This window comes from Serratia liquefaciens, from assembly GCF_027594825.1.
Classification (GTDB): Bacteria; Pseudomonadota; Gammaproteobacteria; order Enterobacterales; family Enterobacteriaceae; genus Serratia; species Serratia liquefaciens_A.
Genome location: NZ_CP088930.1, coordinates 1,396,075 through 1,416,412, shown reverse-complemented (window position 1 = coordinate 1,416,412; position 20,338 = coordinate 1,396,075). Strand labels below are relative to the sequence as shown.

Here is a 20,338-nt window from a genome sequence, read left to right as displayed (position 1 = left end):
CGCTAAAGCATAAAAAATCAAGAGGTTAATCAATCCATATGAAATTCATATTCTTGCGCTAAATGGATTACCCAAAGGATTTTTTCCTGGAGAGAACGCCGTTCAGTACGGTAAATGTTCACTTACCCGTCAAACCTTTCGTTAAACCCGTCGTAATTTCCTATCGCAGAGATAAGCATTATCGCTCTAAATGCGCTTGATAATTATTATCATTTACATAAGATAACCACAGGCTTAATAGAAGTAAGGGTTCAGAACATGCTGAACAGTGATGTGGTTGAGACCACCCGTCGCCCCGCGAGGAAGATCAAACTTTCCTTGATGGGCCCCGCATTCATAGCGGCTATCGGCTATATCGATCCCGGTAATTTTGCTACCAACATCCAGGCCGGCGCTTCTTTTGGTTACACCCTGTTGTGGGTCGTGGTGTGGGCCAACGTCATGGCGATGTTGATCCAGCTGTTGTCCGCAAAACTCGGTATTGCCACCGGTAAAAACCTGGCAGAGCACATTCGCGATCGTTTCCCGCGCCCGGCAGTTTGGGCCTATTGGGTTCAGGCTGAAATTATCGCCATGGCCACAGATTTGGCCGAATTTATCGGCGCTGCGATAGGTTTTAAACTGCTGCTGGGCGTCACGCTGCTGGAAGGGGCTATCCTGACCGGTATTGCGACCTTCTTGATCCTGATGCTGCAAAAACGTGGGCAGAAACCGCTGGAAATGGTGATCGGCGGTTTACTGCTGTTTGTTGCCGCGGCTTATATGGTGGAACTGGTATTTTCGCAACCGCAGTTGGAGCCTTTGTTGAAAGGCATGGCAATACCGGATCTGCCGAACGGCGACGCGGTATTTTTGGCTGCCGGGGTGCTGGGCGCGACCATCATGCCGCACGTGATTTATCTGCATTCGTCATTAACCCAGACCGGCGGTGAGCATTCCAAAGCCGATCGCTACGCGGCCACCAAGTTTGACGTCGCCATTGCCATGACCATTGCCGGCTTTGTTAACCTGGCGATGATGGCTACCGCCGCTGCGGCCTTCCATTTTAACGGCCATAGCGGCATTGCCGATCTCGATCAGGCTTATCTGACGCTGCAGCCGCTATTGGGTCAGGCGGCAGCGACCATCTTCGGACTGAGCCTGGTCGCTGCCGGATTATCTTCCACCGTGGTGGGGACGCTGGCAGGGCAGGTCGTGATGCAGGGATTTGTGCACTTTTATATCCCGCTGTGGGTGCGCCGGGTGGTCACTATGCTGCCGTCGTTTATCGTCATCATGATGGGAATGGACGCTACGCGCATTCTGGTGCTGAGCCAGGTGCTGTTGAGTTTTGGTATAGCGTTGGCGCTGGTGCCGCTGCTGTCGTTCACCGGTAACCGGGAACTGATGGGGGAGATGGTCAATAGCCGCAGCATACAGGCGATAGGGAAAGTTATCGTGCTGGTGGTGGTTGGGTTGAACGGCTACCTGCTGGTCAGCAGCCTTTTCTGATCGGGCACCCAACGAAAGGCCGACATTAAGTTTAATGCGGTTCACTAAAGCTCGATATCAGCGGAAACCCGGGTCGCCCCGGGTATCTCGATCTCTTAAATGATGGGGATCAGGCGGGCTGACGGCCTTTGGCCGTCAATCATCGTGGTCATGGTGGCGATGATCGCGATCGTCATGACGTCGGCCTTTCCCGTGATGCTTCTCATGGTGTTTATAATAGTGCTTATCGTATTTACGATAGCGCCCTTCATGATAGTAATAATTCTTGCGCCAGTAATTGTTGTCGCGCCAGCGATAACCATCCCAATTGTAGCCCCGACGATTGCGTTCACCCAGGTACCGACCCTGATGGCCCTGCCACCAGTCGCGGTCGCGCCAGTCATAACCGTCCCAGTAACGGCCGCGATTGTCTTGCTCGCCGATACGTAATGAGACGCCCGGCATCAGATCGATGCTCAGCCCTTCCGCCTGCGCAGGCTGCATGGCAGGCAACGTTGACACCACCAATAAGGCGGCCAATAACAGAGGTTTAAACATGAATGCTCCTTTCCGCCGTAGCGGCTTGGCCGGTTTTACAATTAATGAAGCGCGTTCATCAGTTTATAAAACAGCCTTATAGTTTTACCTGCAATATCGGCATATTAGCCTTTGTGGATAGGGTTGAATCTTAGCGGCATTCTTAAAAATGGGGCGGGAAGAGTGATTTAAGATTTGTCTGGCGCGGCAGGCGTTATCGCCGGCGGTAAACCGGCGATAGTTGTAAGCGATTACATTAATATCTGCTCGATCTGCTTAATTTCATCATCGCTAAAGGTGCGGTTAGCCAACATGCCGACGGCGTCTTCAATTTGGCTGGTCTTGCTGGCACCAATCAGGGCCGAAGTGACGCGATCGCCACGCAATACCCAGGCTAGCGCCATTTGCGACAGCTTCTGTCCGCGCTGTTGCGCCAGTGCATTCAGCCGGCGAATTTTTCCCAGTTTATCCTCGGTGAGCTGATCGGGTTGCAGGAACTGGCTGCCGCTGGCAGCGCGTGAGTCCTGGGGGATGCCCTGCAGATAACGATCGGTCAACAGGCCGCCGGCCAGCGGTGAGAAGGCGATAGAACCCACGCCGTTTTCTTCCAGCGTATCCAGCAATTCTGGCTCCACCCAACGTTCGAACATGGAGTATTTCGGCTGATGGATCACGCAGGGCGTGCCGAGCTGCTGCAGAATGCTGAACGCCTGACGCGCACGGTCGGCAGGGTAGTTGGACAGCCCGACGTACAGCGCCTTGCCCTGTCGCACCAGCAAATCCAGCGCGGCCATGGTTTCTTCCAGCGGCGTATCCGGATCCGGACGATGGTGATAGAAGATGTCTACATACTCCAACCCCATACGCTGCAGGCTTTGATTCAGACTGGCGACCAGGTACTTTTTCGAACCCCAATCGCCATAAGGCCCGGGCCACATGGTGTAACCGGCCTTTGACGAGATGATCAGTTCATCGCGCCAGGGCTGCAAATCCGCCGCGAGAATACGGCCAAAGTTTTCCTCGGCGGAGCCGGGCGGCGGGCCATAATTGTTGGCCAGATCGAAATGGGTAATGCCGAGATCAAACGCGCAGTGGATCAGCTTGCGAGCGTTGTCATACAGCGTGACGTCACCAAAGTTATGCCATAAGCCAAGTGAAATGGCCGGGAGCTTTAGCCCGCTGCGGCCGCAGCGACGGTATTCCATACTTTGATAGCGTGAAGAATCAGCCTGGTAGAGCATACGAACCCTTTTCAGCGGAGGTGAAATGAATTTTAGTGTATGCGCTTTCACCGCATTTGTCAGAGGCTGCGATCACGCTAAACAGCCTGTATATCAACATGGCTTATCACAGCGGCCCAATGCCAGCCAATGGGGCAGGGATGTAACGCAGGGTTTCCAGTTACCTTTCAGACATAAAGTTCGAAATTTATACGATATCTTCGATACTTAATACTGAAAATCCTAACCCTTGGCAGGTGATGATCATGAATAAGAACTATACGGTGGCTGATTACCTACTCGATCGTTTAGCTCAGATCGGCATCCGGCACTTCTTTGGCGTGCCTGGGGACTATAACCTGCAGTTTCTTGATCACGTGATCGATCACCCGCAAATCACCTGGGTAGGATGCGCCAATGAACTTAATGCCGCCTACGCCGCAGATGGTTACGCACGCTGTAAACCAGCCGCTGCCTTGTTGACGACTTTTGGCGTAGGTGAACTGAGCGCGGTCAACGGTATTGCTGGCAGCTATGCCGAATACCTGCCGGTGATCCACGTGGTGGGCGCCCCGGCTCTGCGTGCGCAACGGGCTGGAGAATTGTTGCATCACTCTCTGGGCGACGGGGATTTTGGTCACTTTGCCCGCATGGCGAAAGAGGTGACCGTGGCTCAGGCCAGCCTCACCGCCGATAACGCCGAGGGGGAAATAGATCGCCTGTTGACCACCGCGCTGTTCGAGCGTCGACCGGTCTATCTGCTGTTGCCGAGCGACGTGGCTGAAGCGCCGCTGGTGTCAAAACCTGCCCCGTTAATGCTACGACAGGCCAATCTTTCTCAGGCATCACTGCAAGCCTTTATCGCCGCCGCGCGAGAATTGCTGTTACCGGCCCGGCGGGTTTCTCTGCTGGCCGATTTTCTGGCCGAACGCTTTGGTGCCGAAAAGGTGCTGGAGCAGTGGATGAATGAGGTGGATATGCCGCATTCCACCTTGCTGCTTGGCAAGAGCGTGTTGGACGAAACTCATGCCTGCTTCACCGGGACCTACGTCGGTGCGGCCAGCGAGCCACAGGTGAAACAGCTGATTGAGAACGCCGACGTGATCATCAATGTTGGCGTACGTTTTACCGATACCATTAGCGCCGGATTCAGCCATCACCTTCCTGCAGAGAAGTGTATTGATCTGCAGCCCTTTGAAGCGCGTGTGGGGCAGCAGGTATTCAGCCAAATCCCGATGCGTGACGCGGTTATCGCGTTACACCAGTTAACTTTGTCGCTGGCAAACCAATGGCAACGGCCGGAGATTAAACGTTCGCCGTTGCCGGATCCGAACGGCAGTGGGCTGGATCAGCACGGTTTTTGGCAGCAGATACAGGGCTTTTTGCGGCCGGGCGATATCCTGCTCGCCGAGCAGGGATCCGCCTGTTTTGGCGCGACAGCGCTGAACCTGCCGCAGGGCTGTCACTTCATCGTTCAGTCACTGTGGGGATCTATCGGTTATACACTGCCCGCGGCGTTCGGTGCACAGACGGCGGAGCCGGAGCGGCGAGTGGTGCTGCTGATCGGCGACGGGTCAGCACAGCTGACGGTGCAGGAATTGGGATCGATGTTGCGTGATGAGCTGAAGCCGGTGATTTTCCTGCTGAATAATGACGGATACACCATTGAACGGGCGATCCACGGCCCGAACCAGCGTTATAACGACATCGCCCAGTGGAACTGGACTCAACTGCCGCAGGCGTTAGGTGCCGAGCGTCAAGTGAAAGCGTTACGCGTTACCGAACCGGAACAGCTGCGCCAGGCGCTGAGCGAAGTGGCCGACAGCCCACTGCTGGCCTTTGTCGAAGTGGTGCTGCCGAAGATGGACATTCCCGAACTGCTGCAAACTATCTCAAATGCCCTTCAGTCACGTAACGCGGCGGCCTGATCCTGTCAGCTTTCCAAAAGCCGCTCCAGCATCCAGTACCCCGCCGGTCCCGGCGGGGTCAACTTGGACCAAACCGCATCCACCGATATCAGCTTGGGCCAGCCGCGCGGGCGCAGTTCAGTGAGCCTGTTGTGACCGTATTGCTGCACCAGCCAGCGGGGCAGTACCGCCCAGCCAAACCCTTGTTCCGCCATTTCCAGCAACAGCAGATAGCTGGGGGCTGACCACACCAGGCCACCAGAGCGGGCGGTTTCGGCACCGGTGTAAGTGTTCAGGATAAGTTGCCGCGTGCTGGACAGTTGTTCCGGCGTTGGCGAGGCGGCTTGCGCCAACGGGTGCGTATGTGCGACGAACAGTCCCATTTCCGTTTGTTCCGGTAGCCGTGCAACGCCGATGTCCGGGGGATAGCTGGCCTGGACCTCAACCATACCGAGATGCGCGCGGCCGCTTTGCAACAGGTCCAGTACGTCGCCGTCTTCGGCGATCATCCATTCCAGCTCGATATCCTGATAGCGCTGTTCGAACAGGTGCATCAGCCGGTCATGGTGTTTCGGCTGATAGGTATCGGAGAACACTATGCTTAAGCGCGGCTCTATATTGTCCGCCAGCCGAATGCTCAGGGCATCCAGCCGTTCGCTGGCCGCAAGGATCGCCTGCACATGGCCCAACACTTTGTGGCCGGCAGCGGTCAACACCGGCTGGCGGGCCTGGCGATCGAACAGGGTTAAGCCGAGGTCGGCTTCCAGATTGGCGATGGCGGTGCTGATGGTTGACTGGCTTTTGCGCAGCTTACGCGCCGCGGCAGAAAAAGAACCCAGGGCGGCGGCTTCAACGAAGGCCAGCAAAGCTTCGGGGGAGTAGCGCATGATGTATCTACTTTGTAGATGGAACCTATCTTTAATCTACCCAAAAACTCGATGATAATCACCTGGTTTTCGAAGGGGGCGAATAAATTTGCTCCTGGTAACGCGGGCGCGGCTTGCAGCGCCCCTACAAATTTATAAGGTAAAAAACAGGTGATGTATGCAACTGCAAAACAAGTCTTTCATTGAACGTATCGTCCACGCCGTTGGTTTTGAGGCTATCGCCGTGATGATTTGCGCCCCGCTGGGCGCCTGGCTGCTCAACCGTTCGATGGTGCAGATTGGTGCGTTGGCGGTGATGTTATCCACCGTCGCCATGGTTTGGAACATGATTTATAACACGGTATTTGACCGCCTGTGGCCGGTGAGCCGTGTGGCGCGTAACCTTAAAGTGCGGGTGTTTCACGCGCTGGGCTTTGAGGCAGGTTTTGTGCTGATCGGCGTACCGATTGCCGCCTGGATGCTGAGCATTTCTTTCGTTCAGGCCTTTATGCTGGAGATTGGTTTCTTCCTGTTCTTCCTGCCGTACACCATGCTCTATAACTGGGTGTACGACACGCTGCGCCAGCGCTGGTTCGAAGCGCGCCAGCCGGTGAGTTCAGGTGCTAAATAAGCCGTCGTCTTCGCCGTGATTCTCAGGTAATGTCGAAGAATTACGGCGATGAAAACGAGGAGCAATGATGAAAGTGTTGGGGCTGCTGGGCGGCATGAGCTGGGAATCGACCATTCCTTATTACCGCACGATCAATGAACAGGTTAAGCAACGGCTGGGCGGTCTGCATTCGGCTAAAATCGTGCTCTACAGCGTCGACTTTCACGAGGTGGAACGCCTGCAGCATCAGGGCGACTGGGACGGCGCAGGGCGCTTGTTGGCCGACGCGGCGACCTCGTTACGGGCCGCCGGTGCGCAGGCCATCGTCATTTGCACCAACACCATGCACAAGGTGGCGGATGCGGTCGAACAGGCCAGCGGTTTACCGCTGATCCACATCGCTGACGCTACCGCGCTGCAGGTGCGCCAACAGAATATTCGTCGCGTTGGGCTGCTCGGTACGCGCTTTACCATGGAGCAAGAGTTCTACCGTGGGCGACTGCAGGAAAAGCACGGTATCGAGGTGGTCACTCCGGTAGCCGCCGATCGTGACATTGTGCACCGCATTATTTATGAAGAACTGTGCCTGGGTAAAATCCGCGATGCGTCGCGCGACGAATATCGCCGCATTATCGGTGATCTGGAGCAGCAGGGGGCTCAGGGCATTATTTTCGGCTGTACCGAAATTGGCCTGCTGGTCAGCGCGCAAGATGCGTCAGTGCCGGTATTCGACACCACCGAAATCCATGCGCGCGCCGCAGCGGAATTCGCGCTGGCTTAATCTTCGCGCGGGGGGAGCTGTTTGCCCTTGCCCACCAGCATCAGCGGTTTGCCCGCCAGCACCAGCCAGGCGGGCAGCATCACGATGCACAGCACCGGCAGCAGGTGCAGCTCCGGTACCACCGCAACGGCCATAAACAGGCTGAGCCAGCCGTCACGCGTGACCACCAGCACCAACCCCATAATGGCGCAGGAAACGGTAATGGCCGCCGGCACGGCCGGAACGTGCTGATGCAGCATCAGCCCCAAGGCTACGCCGACAAACACCGCCGGGAAGATGCGACCGCCGCGAAAGCCGCTGGCGGCCGCGATCACCAGCGCCGCCAGTTTAGTCAGCGTAATCAGCATCAGCTCCGTGACAGAGAAATTTTCTCCGATTGCCAGCTGCTTCATTTCATCCAGCCCTTTAAACAGCGTGATTTCGCCGCCGATCAGCGCCAGTAGGCCGAGCGCGAAGCCGCCTAAGCCCAGCATCAGCACCGGATTTTTCATCGAGTGGAACAGGCGATGGACGTGCGGAAAGCTCCACACGGCTACCATGCCCAGCGCGATGGCGATCAGGGCGACGATCGAGCCGCTGAAAATATCTGCCAGCCGGGTTGCGGCATAGGCATCAATTTGCAGTGAGAAATTCGGGGTGAAAAATAGCTGGGTGGTGACCGCCCCCGCCGCTGCCGCCATCAACGGGGCAAATAGCCTGTCCCACAAGGGAACGTCATTATTGCCCGCCAGGGTTTGCGAAAAGATCAGCGCCGCGGCGACTGGGGTGCCAAACAGCGCGCCGATGGTGCCGGCCGCCGCGAGAATAATCCAGTCCATGCGCGGCACCTTCGGCAGCAAACGCGAACCCGCCGCCACCACCAGCGCAATATTGATGGCGGTGATCGGATTTTCCGGTCCCAGACTGACGCCGCCCGCCAGGCCAATAATCAACGCCAGCCCCAGTCCGGGGACGGCAGAAAGTGGCAGCGGCATGCCGATCAACGACTCGGTCGCCGGATCCGGCCCTGCGTGGCCAGGCAGGTAGCGGATAATCAGCCCGACGGCGACGCCGGTCAGTGTCAACATGCCGATTAACCACCAGGGGGAATGCGTATCGATATTCAACGCCGCGGGAACCTTGTTCCAAAGCAGCCGTTGCAGCGCCTCGGCGAACTTCATCACCAGAATGAGCACCAGGCTTGAGGCAGAACCGATAACGAGAGCAGGCAGAGCGAAGGCCAACATGGCATTGGCGCGCGGGTGCAACATGCGGGGATCCCTTGTCAATTGCCCCCTGGCTGGCAGGGCGAATGGGTGATTGGGTTGTCGCGCCAGCTTGCCAGACAATCGGCAAGAGGGCACGCAAAGAAATTTCCGGCCGGGCCAGGTTCAGTGCGGAGTAATAGTGCCTTTCAGTTATGACGGTTAACAGCCATTGCGCCACGTTTTTTGCCGCAATTTGTTTCAAATCGCCCTGAACGGATCGGGCTGAAACGTTTTTTGTGATCTGGATCGCTAATGGACGGCCGCGCGGAGGATGGTGATTGTTGTTTTTGCGGCGGGATTTTACAGTGTGAGCAGCTTTCTATTATTCATTTTGCGGAGAAGATACTGATGACCTATGCCCTCGTAGGTGATGTAGGCGGCACCAATGCCCGCCTGGCGTTGTGCACTGTGGCGACGGGTGAAATTACCCAGGCTAAAACCTATTCCGGCCTGGAGTTTGACAGTCTGGAGGCGGTGATCCGCCAATATTTGCAGGAGCATGATATTCAGGTGCAGGACGCCTGTATCGCGATTGCCTGCCCGGTCACCGAAGACTGGGTTGCCATGACCAATCACACCTGGGCGTTTTCGATTAAAGAGATGAAGGCCAATCTGGGGCTGAGCCATCTGGAAGTGATTAACGATTTCACCGCCGTGTCGATGGCGATCCCGATGCTGTCGCAAGACGACGTATTGCAGTTCGGCGGCGGCAACGCGCAAAAAGACAAACCTATTGCGGTATACGGTGCCGGAACCGGTCTGGGGGTGGCGCATCTGGTGCACGTTAACCGCCGCTGGGTAAGCCTGCCGGGAGAGGGCGGCCATGTGGACTTCGCGCCGAACAGCGAAGAAGAGGACATCATTCTGGAGGTGTTGCGCGCCGAAGTGGGTCATGTCTCCGCCGAACGCGTCCTGTCCGGTCCGGGCCTGGTCAATCTTTACCGCGCAATCGTCAAGTCGGATAACCGCCTGCCGGAAAAGCTGGAGCCGAAGGACATTACCGAACGCGCGTTGGCCGACATCTGCATCGATTGCCGCCGTGCCCTGTCGTTGTTCTGCGTCATTCTGGGCCGTTTCGGCGGCAATCTGGCGTTGAACCTGGGCACCTTTGGCGGCGTTTACATCGCCGGGGGGATTGTGCCGCGCTTTATGGAATTCTTTAAAGCTTCCGGTTTCCGTGCGGCGTTCGAGGATAAAGGGCGTTTCAAAGATTACGTACGCGAGATCCCGGTATTCATGATCACCCATGGGCAGCCGGGCCTGCTGGGGGCCGGTGCTCACCTGCGCCAAACGCTGGGGATGCATCTGTAACCTGAGGCAGCGATAAAAAAAAGGGGCGCAACCCAGCGGGTTGCGCCCCTTTTTGCCGCCTGGGCTATCAGGCTTTAGCCAGATGCGCCGGCTCGAATGTTTCTTCTTCCTGCGCCACCGCTTTCGGCGCCTTGATGAACAAGGTGATAATCAGGGAAGCGATGGACAGCACGCCAATCACCATAAAGGTCGCGTGGAAGCCGCCGAAGTATTTGGCGACAAATGACCCCGCCAGCGCGCCCAAACCGAAGCCCTGATAGATGATGCCGTAGTTTTTGCTGTGGTTTTTCAGGCCGAAGAAGTCACCGACAATCGCTGGGAACACGGTGATGTTGCCACCGAAGCAGAAGGCGACTGCGCCGACGCAGATAAAGAACAGGGTGTGGTTCAGCGTGAGGAAGCTCAGAGCCACAATCGCCAGCACGGTAACCAGCATGGTGAAGCTGATGACGCGCATACGGCCCACTTTGTCAGACAGCGTCCCCAGGATGATACGGCCTGCGGTGTTGAAGATAGCGACGGCGGACACGGTATTGGCGGCGGTAGCCAAATCCATCCCGGCCAGCTGTACGCCCATGTCTTTCACGATACCAATCAGGTACAGACCGCTCATGCAGGCAGCGAAGAAAATCATGAACAGCAGGTAAGCTTCTTTGGTGGCCAGCATCTGGCGCACGCTGAAGTCGTTGCCCAGGTTGCCGGCACTATGTTGTGCAGATTGGCTTGCCAGCACGGGTTCTTTCAGCAGCAGGGAGCCCAGAACAATCAGCGCCATGACAATGGCACCCCAGTAGAAGAAGGCGCTGGAGACGCCGACGTCGGCAATCAGCGCGGCGTTGACGTATTTGAACAACAGGCTGCCGCTACCGAAAGCCCCGACCGAGATACCAGAGATCAAGCCTTTGTTGGCCGGGAACCATTTGATCAGGTTGGACAGGGTAGAGATATAGGCGATACCTACCGCGAAACCGACCACTACGCCGGCCAGCAGGTAAATCATGTCCAGCGAGCTGACGTAGGCGCTGGCAATCAGTCCCAGACCTACCAGGATACCGGAGAACAGCGTCAGATTACGGATGCCGAAGCGCTCTTGCAGTTTGCCGGCAAACAGGGTGGCGAAGGCCAGGAAGAAGCTGGTGATGGAGAAGGTGGTGGCGACGTCACCGAGGCCCCAGTGGAACTTGTCGACCAGCGGCTGGTTGAACAGGCTCCAGGTATAGATAGTGCCGAGACCCATCTGGCAGATGATGGTGCCCAGAACGATTAAGCTGCGATTTACCGGTTTGGTGTTCATGGCCGGTCTCCTTCCTGTGTGTGTATTGCCGGGCGGTCAGCCGTTGGCGAGAATTTGCGGTAGCGTCTGTAGCCCCGCGGTATGGGCTTATTATAAGGCTGGTACTACCACTCGGCGGCGGATCGGGAATGAGTTGCACAGGGGAAGGAATGAAATGCATCAGCAAGCGCATGAGTTGCCGTTTTAGGGGGTAAAAGGGGATGAAATGCAGCTGATGCCACGTGATCTACATCAAGAATATCAGCGATTTATTGTAAATCATCGGTGCAAGATTGTGGGTGAATTGTGAAGGATATGTGCGAAAGGCGTAAATGGGCACTGTTCCTATAGAGCGGCGGCTGGCACAGGCCTATGTTAGCGGTGAACGGACGGGTTCCGCTCTGCAGGAGTCGTTAAGATGAAAAAAATACTGTTGTTACTGGCCGCACTGCTATCGCTGCCGTTAGTGAGCCATGCGGACGTGTCCATCGGTGTGAATGTGCCGGGGCTTTCGTTGCATATCGGCGATCGCGATAATCGCGGTCACTATTGGGACGGCGGCCGTTGGCGCGATCCGCGCTGGTGGGCTGAACACCGGGGCTATGAGCGTCCACGCGGTTATTACTATGGCCCGCCACCACGGGTGATCTATTACGGTCCGCCACGGCGTGAATGGCGCGATCGCCCGCATTACCGCATGCCACCTCCGCCGCCGCCAGGCTATTACTACGGGCCGGGCCCGCGCTGGTAGCCTCTGACGATTAAAGGCGCATCAGCTGGCGAAACTCTTTAACCTTGCTGCGGCTGACCGGCACTTCAAAATCGAGGTCGCTCAGCCGCAGAATATAGGTGTTGTTGAACCAGGGGACGATCTCGCGAATTTTTGACAGGTTGACGCAGTAGGAACGGTGGCAGCGGAAGAAATGTTCCTCGGGTAGGCGGCCGTAAAATTCGGTGATGTTCATCGGCATCACAAACTCTTCGCGTCGGGTGTAAACCCGCGTCACTTTCTCATCGGCGGCGGCATAGTAAATGTCGTTGATGTCGGTAACGATAATCCGTTCGTCTTTGATCAGGTTAATGCTGTGGCTGCTGCGGTTCGGCGCGCTGGCCTGTTCCGGCAGGGGGGCCGGGCGGCTATGCAGCGCCTCCAGCTTTTGCAGCATGGTGACGATGCGCGCTTCGTGATAAGGCTTGAGGATGTAGTCAAACGCTTCGATTTCGAACGCTTCCACCGCATGTTCTTTATAGGCGGTGATAAACACTATCGAAGGCCGGTGCGCAAATTTGCTGATGTTTTGCGCCAGCAGTACGCCGTCCAGCGACGGAATATTGATGTCGAGGAAAATGGCATCGACCTGATGGTTTTGCAGGTATTTCAGCACGTCCAGCCCGTCATCGAAAGTGGCTTCGATGACGATATTGCTGTGTTTCTTGATCAGATAGCTGAGCTCCTCCTGAGCGAGAAACTCGTCTTCGACAATAATGGCTTTCATGAAGGCTCTCCGGCGGGCAGCGCGCTGTTATCCACCGGCAGTTTGCCGCCGTTTTTACTGATGTAAAAGGCAATCTCGGTGCCGGGTTCCAGACGGCGAATTCGCAACCCTTCGCCGTACAGCAGGGAGACGCGATGATGCACGTTCAGCAGACCGATATTGTGCCCAGGCATCTCATTGCGGGCGACGCGTTCTATCACCTGCGGGTCGATACCGTGACCGGTATCCTTGACCGAAATCCTGACCCGATCGCCCTGATCTTTCACCGCAATCACCACTACCCCTTTGCCCTTGCACGGTTGAATGCCGTGCACAATGGCGTTCTCGACCAGCGGCTGGATCAGCAGGCTGGGAATACGCACCGAGATGTCGTCATCGATATCATAGATCACCGTCAGCTTGGCGCCGAAACGCGCCTGTTCGATGGCGATGTAATCCTGAATCTGGTGCAGCTCCTTGCGGATGTCGATCAGCTCGTCGTTCAGCTCCAAATTATAACGCAGGTAGCGCGACAGGTTGATAATCAGCTGGCGGGCTGTGTCCGGATTGATGCGGATCGAGGACGAAATGGCGTTTAAGGCGTTGAACAGGAAATGGGGATTAATCTTGCTCTGCAGGGCGCGCATTTCCGCCTTGTCCGCCATTTGACGCAGATGCTCAATACGCGAGACCTCCATTTGGGTGGAGATGATCTGCGACAGACCGACCGCCATCACCTTCAGCGTATTGGTGATCTGGTGGGCGTGGCAGTAGTAAATTTTCAGCGCGCCGGTCACTTCTCCCTTTTCCCACAGTGGGATCACCAACTGCGAGTGGATCTGCGGCGTGGCCGGGTTTTCCAGGTTATTTTTGATGATGATCTTGCCGTGCCGGATGCTTTCGCGGGTGACACGGCTCAGCCCTTCACGCCCAATGGGGTAGGCCTCTTCACCCACGCCGACATAGGCCAGCACCTGATGGGTATCCGTGATGGCCACCGCATCGGCCTGAATGTCATGACGAATGATGTCGCAAATGGTGGCCAGCGTTTCGCTGTTGATATTACGGAAATAGGGCAGCGTTTTGCGGGCAATATCCAGCGCCAGCTTGGCTTGTCGCGCGGCGATCACTTCTTTTTCGTCTTCTACGCTCTGCACCAGCAGCACGATCAGGCCGATGCACACCGTGCCGAGGATCATCGGCAGGGCAATTTTGGAGACGATATCCAGCCCCAGCTCGGTCGGCTTGGCCCACAGCACGATCAACAGCATGGTCAGGCATTCGCACAGCATGCCGCCGACGATCCCGGCGCGCCAGCGCTGCTCTTTCTTCACCTTCAGGTTGATATAGCCGGCGCTGATACCGGCAATGATACTGGTGATCAGACAGGGAACCGAGGTGATACCGTCGATGTCAATCAGGTAGCGGTGCACCCCGGCGATAATGCCCGTGATTATCCCTACCCAGGGGCCGAACAGGATGCCGCCGGCCATGATGGCGATCACCCGCACGTTGACCAGCGAGCCTTCCACGTTGACGCCTGAATAGGTGCTGAACAGCGCAAACAGCGAGAAAATGGCGGTGACCATGCCCAGTTCAAGCGGCGTATGGTCCTCTTTTTGCAGCAACTGGCGGAACAACCGGGTGCGGGTGAGGAAAAACAGGCAGATCAGCATCAGCGCTGCGCGATCGAATACCGCTAACAGCATTTCAAAAAAAGGGTGCACGACGGGCTCTCGCTGCGGCGGAAAGATAGGGCGGAGTATATCACAGCGAATTGGCCCCGTGGCGGCCGGCGGCGCACCACGGGGGCGGGGTTATTTGATGCCTAACTGTTCTTTGCCGAGCGGGGTCAACAGGTCGACCGTGGCGCGCCCTTCGAAATCCACTTCGAAATCATCAGGGGCGAAGTCCGGCGGTGTTTTACCGCTCATAAAACTGGGCAACTGGCGTTGCAGGTAGGCGTCGTTTTTCTCGCAGCCGGGCGCGGCGGCGATGTACATCACGTTGCTGTCGAACTCGCCGTTATGCTCGTTTTCCACCGCATGGATCACGTCGCAGTGCCAGAATACCGTGTCGCCCGGCTCCAAATCGGGAATAGGGGAAATCCCACTTAATAAAAGGGGATGCCATTTTTCGGAGATCGACAGCGCACGGCCTGGGGCGGCATCGCACAGATCGTCGTCAGCGACGTCATCCTGCAGCGCACGCAACAGTACGTAGGCCATGGCGTTGGCGATCGGCACCAGATTCAGCGTGCCGGCGTGAGTCCGCTGTGGCGTTAATGCCGTCCAGCCCTGGAAGGTACGGAACATCGAGCATACCGCCGGTGACGCGATTTCACGCACATCAGTGCGACCGTCGGCGGCAAAGGGATCGTAAGCCTGCCAGTTGCCGGAGAACACGTGACGATAGACGTAACGGAAATTTTCATCCAGCCAGCGTTCGATGGTGCCGCTGTCTACGTGCGGCGACAGCCCGAGCGAAGAGGAGTTTGGTGGTCGGCGGCGGGTGCGATCGGCATAGGTGGTGACGCGCGTGGGGTCAAAGTGCTGTTTGCCGTTACTCTCGGTTTCCCACAGGCTGTTGAGGAACACTTGCACCGCGTGCATGCGCGCGTCCTGGCGTGCTTCCACCTGCGGTTTTGACCAGTAAATGCCGTAGATTTGCGGTTTGCTGGCGGCCAGTTTACCGAAGTAGTTATCTTCGGCAGCCCCTTTCAGGCGTTCTACGAAGTTGTTGCGCTCGAGGTAATTGCCGACTTCCCGGTTCCAGGCTTCGGCTTTATCGCGCGGGAATACGCCGCGGATGGCGCAGGCGCCACGCTGTTTGATCAAGGCTTTTTGCTGCTCGCTGACGCGTTGCTGCAGAATATCTTCGGCATCGATTTGCGGGACCGGGTTCTGACCGGCGGCCAGTTCCTGACGAATCTGCTCGACCTGCTGACGGATGTTGTCTTCCAGCGCCCGGAAGGTTTCGCGATAATTTGGCAAAGCCTGTCGCAATTGCCGTTTGACGGTGGTAATGGCGCTTGGAATATCGTCAATGAGTAAGGAAGCCATGGTGTTCTCCTCGCGCTGCCGACAGGCAACGACGGACGGTTGTAGGGGACCGGGTAAGGCGTTATGGTTTTGTTGTTTTAACGTTAATGATTATCTGGATTTAATAGAGGAAAATAAAGGGATATCTTTCATTCGTAACTTCCTCATTTTCGTTTTTCGGAGATTTTAAATGAAACTGGTCACTGAACGTTTGACCCTGCAGTCGATAACGGCCGACGATTGGCCGCTGTTTCTGCGCTTGTATCAGGATCCCGAGGTAATTCGCTATATTGCCGATCCGCTCAGTGAAGCAGAAATCCGCACGCGTTTTGAGGCGAGACTCCCCGCCTGGGACAAATATGGGGAGCAGTGGTTGTGCCTGGTGATGCGCGAAAAGGCCAGTGGAGAAGTGGTAGGGATGACCGGTTTTCGTCCGCAGTGGTTACCTTACCAACAGGCGGAAGTGGGGTATGGCAGCTTGCCGTCCGGGCAGGGCAAGGGCTACGGCAAGGAGTCGTTGCGGGCGGTGCTGGATTTCGCTTTTAACGCCTGCGATTTCCATAAGCTGACGGCCACCGTGACCGAAGGCAATATCGCCTCGCGCCGACTGCTGGAGTCATGCGGTTTCTTGCTGGAGGGGACGCTGCGCGATAACTACCGGCTGGCGGGGCAATGGCGCGATGACTGGCAGTTCGGGCTGCTGGCGAGGGAGTTCAGGGCCGAGAAATAAAAATATTGCACGGGGTATCGACAAGCCTGCCGGGGCTGCGATATGTTCAATATCCGGTCAATCGACAGATTGACCAGCGTCGCTCGGATGGTCCGGGCGCTAACGTCACTTTGAGGTCCCTATGGCTGATAATAGTCCGCAACGCCGTTTCACGCGTATTGAACGTCTCCCCCCTTACGTATTCAACATCACCGCCGAACTTAAGATGGCTGCACGCCGTCGCGGCGAGGATATTATCGATTTCAGCATGGGCAACCCCGATGGGCCGACGCCGCCGCACATTGTGGAAAAACTCTGCACCGTTGCGCAGCGTGACGACACCCACGGCTATTCCACCTCGCGTGGTATCCCGCGTTTGCGCCGTGCGATTTCACGTTGGTATGCCGACCGCTACCAGGTGGAGATCGATCCCGAAACCGAAGCCATTGTCACCATTGGTTCGAAAGAAGGCCTGGCGCACCTGATGCTGGCGACGCTCGATCATGGCGATACCGTGCTGGTGCCGAACCCGAGTTACCCGATCCACATATACGGTGCGGTAATCGCCGGCGCGCAGGTACGTTCTGTGCCGCTGGTGGACGGCGTGGATTTCTTTGGTGAGCTGGAGCGCGCCATTCGAGAAACCATTCCGCGTCCGAAAATGATGATCCTTGGTTTCCCGTCAAACCCGACAGCCCAGTGCGTTGAATTGGACTTCTTCGAACGCGTGGTGGCGCTGGCCAAGCAATACGACGTGCTGGTGATCCACGATCTGGCTTATGCCGACATCGTTTATGACGGCTGGAAAGCACCGTCGATCATGCAGGTGCCCGGTGCCAAAGATATCGCGGTAGAATTTTTCACCCTGTCGAAAAGCTACAACATGGCGGGGTGGCGTATCGGCTTTATGGTCGGCAACCCGGAGCTGGTCAACGCACTGTCACGCATTAAGAGCTATCACGACTACGGGACCTTTACCCCGCTGCAGGTTGCCGCGATTGCGGCGCTGGAAGGCGATCAGCAGTGCGTGCTGGATATTGCAGAACAGTATCGCCAGCGCCGTAACGTGCTGGTCAAAGGGCTGCATGAGGCAGGCTGGATGGTGGAGAATCCGAAAGCGTCGATGTACGTTTGGGCCAAGATCCCTGAGCCTTATGCGCACCTCGGTTCGCTGGAGTTTGCCAAACGCCTGTTAGCGGAGGCCAAGGTTTGCGTATCGCCGGGCATCGGCTTTGGTGATTACGGCGACACCCACGTGCGTTTTGCGCTGATTGAAAATCAGGATCGTATCCGCCAGGCGGTTCGCGGCATCAAAGCGATGTTCCGCGCCGACGGGCTGATCAAGCCGGCCAAGAGCAGCCCCCCGACCGCGACCAGGTAATGCCTTCAGGCCGGTGCATTCGCGCCGGCCTTTTTTCTCTCCGCTAAGGTTTTCTTCATTATTTACCCACTATGCTCCAATAAGATTTTCTTTATTTATTTGGAAGCCGGTATGGGTAATCGCTACGCAAGATCGCAAATTGTTTTGCACTGGCTGACGCTGCTGATGGTGATCCTCACCTATGCGGCAATGCTGCTGAAAAATTCGGTACCGGATGATTTGGCGTCGCTGGTAAAAAACCTGCATTTTAACTTCGGCCTGACGGTCTTTCTGCTGATGTTCATTCGGCTGGGGTTGCGTCGGCGTTATGCTGCACCGGCAACCACGCCGCCGCTGGAGGAGTGGCAGGAATGGGGCGCCAGAATCTTTCACGCGCTGCTCTATCTGCTGTTTCTCATCTTGCCGATATTGGGTGTATTGACGCTGGCGTATGGGGGAAAAGAGTGGGTATTGCTGGGGTGGCAAGTTCCTCAGTTCGTCACGCCGGATCCGTTGCTGCGTCGGATAATCAAAAGCACGCATGAGACTCTGGCCAACACCGGTTACTTTATTATTGGTGCGCACGCGTTGGCGGCGCTGTACCACCACTATCTGCGCAAGGACGATACCCTGCGCCGCATGATGCCGGGGAAATAGCCGCCGGGGGAGCAGAAACAACAAAGGGGCGCTGGTGCGCCCCTAAGATGGCTGACAAAGTCCTTTGTACTTAAACGTTATGTTCAGTGTGCTAATAAAAACAAAGGATGATGTCTTCAGATTTACCCCAAACATCCGAAAATCCCATTTTTCGGGTGTTTGTCATCAAACTAAGGGGCGCTGGTGCGCCCCTTTATCTAGATTCCCGGTCATGCCTTGGTTATGCAACCATCAGCATAAAGGTGCCAATCCATGTAACCAACATGAATGAAACGCCCATAACAAAATATTTCACTGAACAACTCCCGTTTGGAGTCCCTCGCAAGCCAATGATCCCGATTGTTGTGCTGAGTGTTTTGTGGGTAACTCAAGGCTATCAGGCGGATCCTTCAAGAGGAAGAACAACGTCCTTGGCCATGGATTACCCGGTTGTCGCGCTTCATAGTCCTTGAGGTAAAACATGAACCACGACAGGATCGGCGCTAATGTACTCCCATTGCCAGCCTGATTACAATACTGTGTTTTTGATCACATTTTTTGGCGATTTCTTAACCAGTGCTGACTGTTTTTAAACGATTTTTATTTACCTTTTTTATCCGGCAAAAAAGGATTAGCCCGCTGAAGCGGGCTTTATAATTATGCTTGCTGTGATGTTATGAAAAGGGATCAGGCGACGGCGTTGGCGCCGGTCAGCAGGATGACCCAGAAGACAAGGCACGACAGCAGAATAACGGTCCAGATATTGCGGCGACTCCACTCCATTTTTAGCCTTCACTTTTTTGCTTTTGGTGATTCGGTAACGAACACATCGGCGAAAAGTGGAGAATATTTAGCCCCCGACAAAAATATTTTTCTTAACTCTGACGAACTTCTGCTACCGAGGTCCGGACTTCATAGCCCAACAGGTAAAGCGCCTGTTCCAGTGCTTCCACCTTTGAGGCATAGGCCACATCCAGCAGGCGATCCATTTGGCCGGCGTTAAAGCCCAGTTTGCGTGCCAGATCGGCTTTGGAGGTGGCACCGGCCAGCATAATGTTATGCAGTTCGAGTTTTAGCTTCACCAGCACCGGCAGGTGGATAGCCAATTCATCCGGCAGAGCCGGGGAAGGGGCGGGCACCGGGCGGCCTTCTTCCATTTCCATGGCGATGGCAAGCAGCAGGCTTTCCTGCGCTTCCAGCTCGATATCTTCACGTTTATAGCAGGCGGCCTGCTGTTCAGGAAAATCGCGAAAGTGAATCTGCCAGGCGTCGCTTTCGTTATCGAAGGCGTAATGGGCGGGGTAGTGACAAGACATGGCATTTCCTGTTTGGGCCGGGAGAGATGCGGCATTGTGACCGCTTGCCCCGCAGATAGCCAGCGGCGACGCGCCTAACCGGCCTTAGGTGTCCGGAACCCTGAGGGCAGCAGCAGTGCGCACAGCAGTCCTAACAGGCTGATCAGGATAAGCCAGCGTTCGACAGGGCCGGGATGGTAGTTATTCACCACGCTGAGCCCATACAGCACCAGAGCCAGCGGCCAACCGAGCGTGCCGATGTCGTTGAACCGAAAAGCGGTACGGGCGACAAACCAAAGGGTTAACCCTATCCACCACAGCGACCACAGCATAATGCACAGCAGGTAGACAAATACCGCAAAAAACTCGCCGATATCGCTGTGTGCGTAAACACGAAACCGGTTTTCATCCAGATAGGGGGACAGACAGGACAACAGGGTCAGGCCGGCGGCGAAAATAAGCACGGAGAATGCATAAGTTCGGCGAGCAATGCGTCTTTGAAAGGTGTTTTTAGCGATCTGTCCGAGAGAGTCCAAAATTGCATTCCGTTGTATCAGTGATTGCCGACGGGGTGAGCCGCTAAAAAAGGGCAGTGTAGGG

The 20,338-nt window shown here is 56.1% G+C and carries 20 protein-coding genes; 9 read left to right on the top strand and 11 right to left on the bottom strand.

From position 1 onward, the window contains the following. The first annotated feature begins 258 nt into the window (after positions 1-258). On the top strand, positions 259-1,491 hold the full coding sequence (locus LQ945_RS06450) for an Nramp family divalent metal transporter (protein WP_262241420.1): 1,233 nt from the start codon (positions 259-261) through the stop codon (positions 1,489-1,491). 135 nt (positions 1,492-1,626) lie between these two features. Here LQ945_RS06450 and LQ945_RS06445 read toward each other — a convergent pair whose 3' ends face one another. Both LQ945_RS06445 and mgrA read right to left on the bottom strand, forming a co-directional pair. Continuing rightward, positions 1,627-2,028, bottom strand: coding sequence for a DUF2502 domain-containing protein (locus LQ945_RS06445; RefSeq protein ID WP_262241421.1), 402 nt, complete (start codon positions 2,026-2,028; stop codon positions 1,627-1,629). Positions 2,029-2,258: 230 nt separating this feature from the next. Then, positions 2,259-3,248 (bottom strand): L-glyceraldehyde 3-phosphate reductase, encoded by a 990-nt coding sequence (mgrA, locus tag LQ945_RS06440; RefSeq protein ID WP_269936192.1) that lies wholly within the window; start codon positions 3,246-3,248, stop codon positions 2,259-2,261. Between the two features lie 245 nt (positions 3,249-3,493). Here mgrA and LQ945_RS06435 point away from each other — a divergent pair, with 245 nt between their 5' ends. Beyond that, a complete protein-coding gene (locus LQ945_RS06435; protein WP_270102538.1) occupies positions 3,494-5,155 on the top strand; it encodes an alpha-keto acid decarboxylase family protein in 1,662 nt (553 codons plus the stop codon). A 5-nt stretch (positions 5,156-5,160) separates the two neighbouring features. Here LQ945_RS06435 and LQ945_RS06430 read toward each other — a convergent pair whose 3' ends face one another. Next, positions 5,161-6,021 (bottom strand): LysR family transcriptional regulator, encoded by an 861-nt coding sequence (locus LQ945_RS06430; RefSeq protein WP_270102537.1) that lies wholly within the window; start codon positions 6,019-6,021, stop codon positions 5,161-5,163. A gap of 157 nt (positions 6,022-6,178) precedes the next feature. On the opposite strand from LQ945_RS06430, the gene LQ945_RS06425 reads away from it, so the two are divergent. Both LQ945_RS06425 and LQ945_RS06420 read left to right on the top strand, forming a co-directional pair. After that, positions 6,179-6,631 carry a multidrug/biocide efflux PACE transporter gene (locus LQ945_RS06425; protein ID WP_044552740.1) on the top strand — a complete coding sequence of 151 codons (453 nt, stop codon included), beginning with the start codon at positions 6,179-6,181 and terminating at the stop codon, positions 6,629-6,631. A gap of 67 nt (positions 6,632-6,698) precedes the next feature. After that, complete coding sequence (locus LQ945_RS06420; RefSeq protein WP_182824487.1) at positions 6,699-7,391, top strand: aspartate/glutamate racemase family protein; 693 nt, start codon at positions 6,699-6,701, stop codon at positions 7,389-7,391. Here the strand turns inward: LQ945_RS06420 and LQ945_RS06415 are convergent. After that, a complete protein-coding gene (locus LQ945_RS06415; protein ID WP_270102536.1) occupies positions 7,388-8,641 on the bottom strand; it encodes an ion channel protein in 1,254 nt (417 codons plus the stop codon). The two genes, LQ945_RS06420 and LQ945_RS06415, sit on opposite strands and share 4 nt — an antisense overlap. 342 nt (positions 8,642-8,983) lie before the next feature. On the opposite strand from LQ945_RS06415, the gene glk reads away from it, so the two are divergent. Then, on the top strand, positions 8,984-9,949 hold the full coding sequence (gene glk, locus LQ945_RS06410; RefSeq protein WP_270102964.1) for a glucokinase: 966 nt from the start codon (positions 8,984-8,986) through the stop codon (positions 9,947-9,949). Between the two features lie 67 nt (positions 9,950-10,016). Here the strand turns inward: glk and LQ945_RS06405 are convergent, their stop codons facing one another. After that, positions 10,017-11,243: an OFA family MFS transporter gene (locus LQ945_RS06405; RefSeq protein ID WP_269936196.1), complete on the bottom strand. Its 1,227-nt coding sequence runs from the start codon at positions 11,241-11,243 to the stop codon at positions 10,017-10,019. Positions 11,244-11,640: 397 nt separating this feature from the next. Between LQ945_RS06405 and LQ945_RS06400 the strand changes: the two genes are divergently transcribed. Further along, a complete protein-coding gene (locus LQ945_RS06400) occupies positions 11,641-11,973 on the top strand; it encodes a DUF2502 domain-containing protein (protein WP_044552735.1) in 333 nt (110 codons plus the stop codon). 10 nt (positions 11,974-11,983) lie between these two features. On the opposite strand, the gene LQ945_RS06395 is transcribed toward LQ945_RS06400, so the two are convergent. The 3 genes from LQ945_RS06395 to LQ945_RS06385 form a co-directional block, all read right to left on the bottom strand. After that, on the bottom strand, positions 11,984-12,718 hold the full coding sequence (locus LQ945_RS06395) for a LytR/AlgR family response regulator transcription factor (protein WP_044552734.1): 735 nt from the start codon (positions 12,716-12,718) through the stop codon (positions 11,984-11,986). Then, on the bottom strand, positions 12,715-14,406 hold the full coding sequence (locus tag LQ945_RS06390; protein ID WP_220496896.1) for a sensor histidine kinase: 1,692 nt from the start codon (positions 14,404-14,406) through the stop codon (positions 12,715-12,717). Before LQ945_RS06390 ends, LQ945_RS06395 begins: the two co-directional genes overlap by 4 nt. A gap of 108 nt (positions 14,407-14,514) precedes the next feature. Then, positions 14,515-15,759, bottom strand: coding sequence for a DUF1479 domain-containing protein (locus LQ945_RS06385; protein WP_270102535.1), 1,245 nt, complete (start codon positions 15,757-15,759; stop codon positions 14,515-14,517). A 169-nt stretch (positions 15,760-15,928) separates the two neighbouring features. Here LQ945_RS06385 and LQ945_RS06380 point away from each other — a divergent pair, with 169 nt between their 5' ends. The 3 genes from LQ945_RS06380 to LQ945_RS06370 all read left to right on the top strand — a co-directional run bounded on the left by LQ945_RS06380 (position 15,929) and on the right by LQ945_RS06370 (position 18,464). Then, positions 15,929-16,468, top strand: coding sequence for a GNAT family N-acetyltransferase (locus LQ945_RS06380; protein WP_270102534.1), 540 nt, complete (start codon positions 15,929-15,931; stop codon positions 16,466-16,468). A 121-nt stretch (positions 16,469-16,589) separates the two neighbouring features. After that, on the top strand, positions 16,590-17,828 hold the full coding sequence (gene alaC, locus LQ945_RS06375; RefSeq protein WP_182824326.1) for an alanine transaminase: 1,239 nt from the start codon (positions 16,590-16,592) through the stop codon (positions 17,826-17,828). A 111-nt stretch (positions 17,829-17,939) separates the two neighbouring features. Further along, positions 17,940-18,464, top strand: a complete 525-nt coding sequence (locus LQ945_RS06370; protein ID WP_044552730.1) for a cytochrome b — start codon at positions 17,940-17,942, stop codon at positions 18,462-18,464. Between the two features lie 220 nt (positions 18,465-18,684). Here the strand turns inward: LQ945_RS06370 and ypdK are convergent, their stop codons facing one another. From ypdK to LQ945_RS06355, 3 genes are all read right to left on the bottom strand, one after another. Next, complete coding sequence (ypdK, locus tag LQ945_RS06365) at positions 18,685-18,759, bottom strand: membrane protein YpdK (protein ID WP_104410986.1); 75 nt, start codon at positions 18,757-18,759, stop codon at positions 18,685-18,687. A gap of 559 nt (positions 18,760-19,318) precedes the next feature. Then, entirely contained in the window at positions 19,319-19,759 is a 441-nt protein-coding gene (locus LQ945_RS06360) for a hypothetical protein (RefSeq protein WP_269935916.1), read from the bottom strand. A 74-nt stretch (positions 19,760-19,833) separates the two neighbouring features. Beyond that, positions 19,834-20,274: a hypothetical protein gene (locus LQ945_RS06355; RefSeq protein ID WP_269935915.1), complete on the bottom strand. Its 441-nt coding sequence runs from the start codon at positions 20,272-20,274 to the stop codon at positions 19,834-19,836. Positions 20,275-20,338 lie beyond the last annotated feature (64 nt).